This window comes from Psychrobacter sp. 16-MNA-CIBAN-0192, assembly GCF_040309565.1.
Lineage (GTDB): Bacteria > Pseudomonadota > Gammaproteobacteria > Pseudomonadales > Moraxellaceae > Psychrobacter.
On the sequence record NZ_JBEOOX010000024.1, the window covers coordinates 1 to 7,099 of the forward strand.

7 protein-coding genes are annotated in these 7,099 nt (G+C 38.1%); 4 read left to right on the forward strand and 3 right to left on the reverse strand.

The features are described 5' to 3' along the window. Nucleotides 1-187 precede the first annotated feature (187 nt). On the reverse strand, nucleotides 188-976 hold the full coding sequence (locus AAEY78_RS11980) for a hypothetical protein (RefSeq protein WP_352339575.1): 789 nt from the start codon (nucleotides 974-976) through the stop codon (nucleotides 188-190). Nucleotides 977-979: 3 nt separating this feature from the next. Further along, nucleotides 980-2,704, reverse strand: a complete 1,725-nt coding sequence (locus AAEY78_RS11985; protein WP_352339576.1) for a MobA/MobL family protein — start codon at nucleotides 2,702-2,704, stop codon at nucleotides 980-982. Between the two features lie 255 nt (nucleotides 2,705-2,959). Between AAEY78_RS11985 and AAEY78_RS11990 the strand changes: the two genes are divergently transcribed. The 4 genes from AAEY78_RS11990 to AAEY78_RS12005 all read left to right on the forward strand — a co-directional run bounded on the left by AAEY78_RS11990 (nucleotide 2,960) and on the right by AAEY78_RS12005 (nucleotide 5,806). Further along, entirely contained in the window at nucleotides 2,960-3,262 is a 303-nt protein-coding gene (locus tag AAEY78_RS11990; RefSeq protein ID WP_352339577.1) for a mobilization protein MobS, read from the forward strand. 113 nt (nucleotides 3,263-3,375) lie between these two features. Beyond that, nucleotides 3,376-4,026 carry a hypothetical protein gene (locus tag AAEY78_RS11995; protein ID WP_352339578.1) on the forward strand — a complete coding sequence of 217 codons (651 nt, stop codon included), beginning with the start codon at nucleotides 3,376-3,378 and terminating at the stop codon, nucleotides 4,024-4,026. 226 nt (nucleotides 4,027-4,252) lie between these two features. Then, on the forward strand, nucleotides 4,253-4,906 hold the full coding sequence (locus AAEY78_RS12000; protein ID WP_352339579.1) for a LysE family translocator: 654 nt from the start codon (nucleotides 4,253-4,255) through the stop codon (nucleotides 4,904-4,906). Between the two features lie 291 nt (nucleotides 4,907-5,197). After that, nucleotides 5,198-5,806, forward strand: a complete 609-nt coding sequence (locus AAEY78_RS12005; RefSeq protein ID WP_352339580.1) for a LysE family translocator — start codon at nucleotides 5,198-5,200, stop codon at nucleotides 5,804-5,806. A gap of 100 nt (nucleotides 5,807-5,906) precedes the next feature. Here AAEY78_RS12005 and repM read toward each other — a convergent pair whose 3' ends face one another. Continuing rightward, nucleotides 5,907-6,869, reverse strand: coding sequence for a replication initiation protein RepM (gene repM, locus AAEY78_RS12010; RefSeq protein WP_352339581.1), 963 nt, complete (start codon nucleotides 6,867-6,869; stop codon nucleotides 5,907-5,909). Nucleotides 6,870-7,099 lie beyond the last annotated feature (230 nt).

A 7,099-nucleotide genomic window follows, 5' to 3' on the forward strand; every position in this document is an offset into this window, starting at 1 on the left:
TATTGGTAGGTAAACGTCACCTTATTGGTAGGTAAACGTCACCTTATTGGTAGGTAAACGTCACCTTATGGAGTCGTTAGGCTTTGGTATTAGGGGGCTGTAGCGGACTTAAAAGCTGTTAAAAGCATTAAAAACATTAAAAGCCTTTTTTCTTTTTTTTATTAACTAAAAAGATAAGAGCTTTGATCTATCTAAATTTGCAATATTGCTCGTTATTTCTTGGGCTAATGAAACAAGAATTTTTTTGGACTATCGCATAATATTTACCATCAGTTGGATTTTTGATGACGTTATGAGCGACTCTAGCAGAGGCTATGCTGTCGTACTTTGCTTGACGTTCTTGAATTTCTGCCTTACTAGGTATCAGTAGCCAAGCTAATAAAAGAGTCATAGCCAAAATAAATAAACAAATAGCACTTAAAATACCTGCTATTTTCCAGCTAAGGGCTTTAGCAAATTTATCTGATAGCTCCTTTGTGTACTGCTGTGCACCTTCTCTTGCCTCTTTTCTGATGTTAATTAACGTGTTTTTAGCATCATTGGCCAAACGTTTATTTTGGTCTGAAAGCGTATCAGCAAACATATTCAAATCAGCCAAACGCTTATCAAATGTATCTCTCATCTCATAAGAAATACGGGAAAGGTTCTCAACTTCTACGGTTGCAACACTAGCAGTACGCTTTAGTTGCTCATTAGCTCGCTGAACATCACCGGCAACACCTTCGGTTAGCTGATTATGATAATAATTGAGAACATCGCCCACAGCTTTTCTAGTTTCTGTAGCGGTACTGGTAGCGATAGTATTTTTGATCTGCTGCTCTCGCTGCTGATAGTCTCTAAGCTGCGCGGTTAAATCGTTTACCAGTGCTGCGGTTGCCTTGTCCTGCTGCTCTCGTTGTTCTATCAGTGTGCTGTCATGCTCTATCAGCATGGATACTGCGTTTAATACGTCTTCAAGATCTCTCATATCTGACATTTTTTACATTCCCATTTCAAAACCACGACTGCGGTTAATCTCATTGCTATAGTTCGCAACGTCTCTTTGTACGCTCTGTAGTGCTTGCTGCTGATTTTTATCTGCGGTCTGGCTGTGATTACCTACAAAATCGTTCAATACGTCTTTAAGGGCTGCTGTGTGCGTTTTGCGATCATCTGTGTAGTGCAGATTTTTAATCTCGCTCAATGCTTGCTTTGATTTGTCGTTAACGAAGTCGGTTAGCTTGTCACGCTCACCCTCTGCAAGCTCACGCTGTGTGTGAGGTGTGCTTGATTCATCAATATATTTTTTGAGGTCTTGCATCACATCGTTAGCGACTGAAATAGCTAGAATATGCGTCCCTGCTTTTTTGTCTTTATCAACGCCTTTGATGCCCTGCTCTGCTTTGATAAAGGCTGACTCATAAATCCGTTTTTTATCGCTCTCAAACTGCCTGTTCTCAAGCTCAAGCCTTTCAGCTTGGGCTTGCTGCTGCTGTCTTAATCTATCCGCCCTTTGCTGCTCTATTCGCTCACGTAGGGCTTGCTCACGCTGGTTCTGTTCGGCAAGCTCACGTTGTCGCTGCTGCGCCAACGCCAACTCTTTTTCTTTTTGCTCGTCTGCTCGTTTTGCTCTGATGCCATGAGCCATTGCCATCGCTGCCGCAATGTCAGCTGGGGAGTGAGTTTTGCGTTTGGGTTCAGGTGTTGGTGCTTCTATGGGTTCGGCTACCGCTGCGGTCTTCATACTTGGCTTGGGTGAATAATCGCCGCCGATCAGTTTCGGCGGCGGTGTGGTGTGCTCGATGTCGTGACCCTTAACAATGATTGCATCAGCTAAGTCGTTCACATTCTGATTTTTGGCAAGCTCTACGCCCCATACCAGCTCGTTACGCTCGTTGATTATTTCGTTGATTGTGCCGAGCTGTGTTGCTGGCGTTTTATCAATCTCGTAATGCTGGCCTTCTTCTTTGGCTTGCTCTGCTTTTCTTAGCTCTCGCTCGTATTTGTCACGTTCTAGCTTGGTAGCGACTGACCCCATTTTGAGCTGTGGCTCAATATCAATTCCTTGCGCGGCATAGCTGCGACTATCAATCAATTTATGGTCATGCTCAGCCAGTTTTTCGTTGGCAAGCTGCTCCCATATTTGGCGAACCTCTTTAATCTCATGGCTGACTCGTTCCATACCAAGCGAACGCCGCTTATTATCTGATAGTTCGATGGTCGCCTTGTCGGTCAGTATGATCTGATTGTTATCGTCAATTTCTGCGGTGCGCGTGGTAAACATAATATGAGCATGGAAGTTACGAGGGTCTGCGCCCCGATCAATCTCTTTTTGTGTGGGTTGATGGATAGCACAATCGGCAATCGTGCCGTAACGGTCTGCTAAGGTTTGGGCGAACTTATGTGCTAACTCTTTTCGGTCTTGCTCGCTTAATTCATGCGGTAGATTAATCAGCCATTCGCGAGCCACACGCGCATCTTTTCTTTTCTCGGCAGCCTCTGCTTTGTTCCATAAATCACTACGATTAATATTAGCGTTGGCAGCAGCCAACGCTGTCGGAAAAATAATATCGGCACTCATCACCCCATGCTTTTTTGAGTAATCGTGGGTCTTACCATATCGCTTATCTTCCAATTCACAACCAGCGCGATAACTCGCACTGGCAACGGCACTTTGTCCGTTACCTCGTGATATTGATTTAGTCGATGCAATAAAAATAGCCATTTCTATAAGCTCTATCTTTTGGTTTTTAGCACTACGTCTTTTCGTAGTGCTGGGGGTGTGGGGGCTTGCCCCTGCCGATGTTTTGATTTTATAAATGTGTGACCGTTAGGAACAAACATTTGTAAAGTCGAAAACTCGCACTTAGTCAGTGGGACTTAACCATCCGTCAATTAACTATATCATAAACTGTTGTTAGGTATTGATGAAGTTGCTATAGTCAGGTGAGTAAATAATTTGATAATTTAAGGAAGGATTATGGGCTTACTTGGTGGTAATGATTTAAAGGAACAGCAGAAGATTAATGAGCTGGAGCTTAAGATAAATAGAGAGAAACAGAAGCTAGATAAGAAGCTGACACGGCAAAAAATACTACTGGGTGCTTTTCTTATTGACACTTTAGAAAAAGATCAGGTACATGGGTTAAAAGACTATATCGCTAAGTCACTGCCCGAATATTTAACAAGAGAAACAGATAGGGAGCTATTAAAGGGTCTCATTGAAAACTTGGGTGGTACTATGGCAGCTGAGGATAAATCAAATGTTGAAGGGAATATTTGATAAAATTGAAAAAGAAAACCCTGCACAAAGGCAGGGTTTTCGCAACTGTCTAGGGGGGAGGTGTTAACCTACGATACCCCTAGCTCACAATTTGATTATAAGGCTTTCTAGGTATGAATTCAACTGTTAACGGTGAAAGGGTAAAAGGTACGCTATCTTCACCAAGATTATCTACTTATGAAAGAGAAACTTCTGACTTAGATAGCGCTTTAGAATTGTATCTATGGAATGCCAATGTATCAGGCGCATTTTTCCCTTGCCTACATGTTTGTGAGGTGACTATCAGAAACGCGGTTTCAGAGGTGCTGTTTAAGCTACATGGCAATCAATGGCCTTGGGATAACGGTTTTATAAATACCTTGCCTAACCCTAAGTATGGTTACAATCCAAGAAACAACCTAAAACAAGCAAGAGATAAATTATCCGATGTCAACAAAGTGATACCTGAGCTGAACTTTGTATTTTGGCAAAAAATGTTTACCAGTCGTCATGATGACCAGTTATGGCTCCCTCATTTTAGAACTGTTTTTCCTAATGCGGATGCTAGTGTTGAAATAAAAGAGTTGAGAGGTGAAATATATAATGATTTGGAAAAAATCCGAAAATTAAGAAACCGTATAGCCCATCATGAACCAATATTTAGAAGAAAACTTAATAAGGATTATGAGGCAATCATAAAGATAATAGGTTATAGGTGTGAGGATACTGCTCAATGGTTGAGCTTAAACCAAAACGTAGTCTCGTTGCTGAACAACAAGCCTTGAGAGCTAAGGTTATTAGTAAGGATCAAAAGGTTTATTTTTTGAGAGAGGTTGCTCGTGTATGTACTGGAACCTACCTGAATTAAGTATGCCAATCTTTAATTCTTTTTAACTTAAAAGAATGTATCCTATACGTCCTAAAGATTCATGCTCAAGATTTACCCTATCATGCTTCATCGTCTATAGAGGCAATCGTCAATCATTGTCCGTCAGGAGTTAATATTTATATATGTTGTATCTGCATGAGTTTTTATTGTTGGCTACTATTCATTTTTTAGCAGTCGTTGCTCCAGGACCTGATTTTGCGGTAGTCGTTCAACAAAGTATATCTTGGGGAAGAAGAATAGGAGCTATCACTGCATTAGGTATTGGAATTGGTATATCTGTACATGTTCTCTATACGATTTTGGGATTTGGTTTACTTATACAAACAAATGAATTGGTTTTTAATATAGTTAAAACTATATCTGCTTTTTATCTAATATACCTTGGCTTTATTTTAATAAAAAATAACATTAAAAAATCACATGTAGAAAGAAATGAAATATTTACCCAATCAGTAAATGATCAAAAAATACAGTCTGCAAAATCTGCTTTCTTAAAAGGATTTATAACTAACGCTACTAATCCAAAAGCAACTATATTCTTTCTAGGTGTTTTCACAACAATTGTAAGTCAGACAACTCCAATTCATATTCAATTGTTATATGGTATTTGGATGTGCTTTGTGAACGCAACATGGTTTGTAGTAGTTGCTTACTTATTTACTACTCAAAAAGTTAGAAAGTCATTTCTTCAAAAGAAAAAATGGTTTGAAATATTCATGGGTGTTGTACTTATCTTACTAGCTTTCAGATTGATTATAAGCTTTAAATTTTCTTAAGCTAGATCTCTTGCAAAAGCACCAATTCATTGGCTTCCACTAATAGACTTATGAGGACTAGCGATGACTTATGTAATGTGTCTATTGTGAGTTTCTACTCTAGTAATCACTATATATTTTAGCACTCTAGATAGAGTTTGTGGTTGCTCATTATTCAATTTAGAGTAATTTCCTGATAAAAGCCTAAATGAAGTAGTTTTTTAATATTATATGGTCATTTACCAGCCTAGTAGACCAGATTCATTGAACGAGTCTATCAATATAGTTTTTGAAAATAAAAAGGATTTAGCTTTGAGTAACTTTCTATTTTTATCGTATATTCTCACCATATCAGCAATAATAGCTAGTCCAGGACCTAGTACAGCATTGATGGTTTCACACTCTATAAGCTATGGAAGAAGGGCTTTAGTATTAAACTCTTTAGGTAGCGTATGTGCTGCTACTATATTAATATTAATAGCTTTACTATTAATAGACAAAACCATACCAAAAAACTTCCTTCCATTCCTCTCTATCATCGGTTCAGTTTATTTATTATATATAGGTTATAAAAGTATATTTTCCAATAAAGTTGATATTAAAAGAAATACAGAAATTAACAACTTTTTTTCGCAAGCTTTCTTTACTGGTATTAGCAATCCTAAAGATATAATATTTTTTCTAATCTTTCTACCTCAGTTTATTGATCATTCTTTTAGTTTCATATACTCAGCATTATTACTAGTTTTCGGTTGGATTTTTTGCGATACCGTCATCATGATGACTTACGGACTAGTAGCTATTAGAGCCAGAAATTCGTTATCTAGTGGTTTTATCTTAAAAATAACCAATATGATGGGATGGATAATTATTGGACTAGGCTCTCTACTTCTTATTACATCTTTGAGGCAATTGATTTGAACATACCCCAGTAGAACCGCTAAATAAGACCGTTATTTGAGCTAATGAACCACTTAAAATAGACTGTCTTTGCGGAACTACTGATAATAGACCGTTAGTCTTAATACTCTAAATAATCTTTAATTGGACGCTTACTAAACTGTGATGCGTCCTTTTTTAGTCGATTAAGCATTTCAAACTCCCACCCTTGTTGCGACTGCCCAGCTGGGCTAGTGGGGCTTACTAAATGATTGTATTCCGCCATAAAAGCAGGATTGCGAACGATACGGCCTAGCTGTTTATCATTTAGCCCTTCTACGGTAAACATATCTGCTGTGTTTATATCCCTGTCACCTTCTTGCTTTGTGTTTTTAGGTTTACCTTTAGCTAATACTTTGAATTTAAAACCTACTATCTTTTTACCTTCTTTGACTTGTTCATAGCTAATTTTTAAGTCAGTTTTATCATTAATTTCATTAACTGCTAAATCTAACACTCGCTTTTTGAAATCATTCATTTTTTTATAATCAGTAACACCTAAGCCCAATTGACCTCTAAATATTTCAAGATCGAACATTGGCGTTTTCTTAGCGGCTCGCCACTGTGTTACTAATTCATACAATCGCACTGAGTAGACGCTGTTAAGCATTGCAGTTTGGCACAGTAGATACTGAGTAAAAAATTCTTCTTTGCCGTCAATACGCGTTATTTCATTAACTACAGCGGGTGTAAATATTATCTCAATTGCACCTTGACCTTTAATATACTTTGCTTGGCTAATCCAGCGTGTTTTTACTTTGTCGTTATATTCATCAATAAAGCTAAATTGTCGTTCAAATAATGTTTTTTCCGCACTTAGCATGACTTCGTAAGCTGTCTGTCGAGTTACACCGAAAGCTTCTGCATAGCGTGAAGATTCGATACGTAAGGGCTTATCAGCACTTAACCCCTGATTTTTATCTCTGCTATCAATAATACCCACTTGTATTAAACGTATTTCAGCTAAAGACAAACTTTGTATTACTGTGTTTAAGCGATTAGTTTTAACTACTAGGCTCATTTCATCTTCTCTATGTTTATACATAGCTCACCTCGGTTCACACATTGCAAACCTAACAACAGTGATTTACTGTGTTAGTTGTTATTTATTGTTGATTTAGTATAGTGACATAATAGTTAATAAGTCACAATAGTGACATAAATAATATTGTCACTATATGGTAGGTAAACGTCACCTTATTGGTAGGTAAACGTCACCTTATTGGTAGGTAAACGTCACCTTATTGGTAGGTAAACGTCACCTTATGGAGTCGT

Coding starts and splice junctions, on each gene's coding strand:
- AAEY78_RS11980 (WP_352339575.1), bottom strand. CDS start 976: ATGTCAGATATGAGAGATCTTGAAGACGTATTAAACGCAGTATCCATG.
- AAEY78_RS11985 (WP_352339576.1), bottom strand. CDS start 2,704: ATGGCTATTTTTATTGCATCGACTAAATCAATATCACGAGGTAACGGA.
- AAEY78_RS11990 (WP_352339577.1), top strand. CDS start 2,960: ATGGGCTTACTTGGTGGTAATGATTTAAAGGAACAGCAGAAGATTAAT.
- AAEY78_RS11995 (WP_352339578.1), top strand. CDS start 3,376: ATGAATTCAACTGTTAACGGTGAAAGGGTAAAAGGTACGCTATCTTCA.
- AAEY78_RS12000 (WP_352339579.1), top strand. CDS start 4,253: ATGTTGTATCTGCATGAGTTTTTATTGTTGGCTACTATTCATTTTTTA.
- repM (WP_352339581.1), bottom strand. CDS start 6,869: ATGTATAAACATAGAGAAGATGAAATGAGCCTAGTAGTTAAAACTAAT.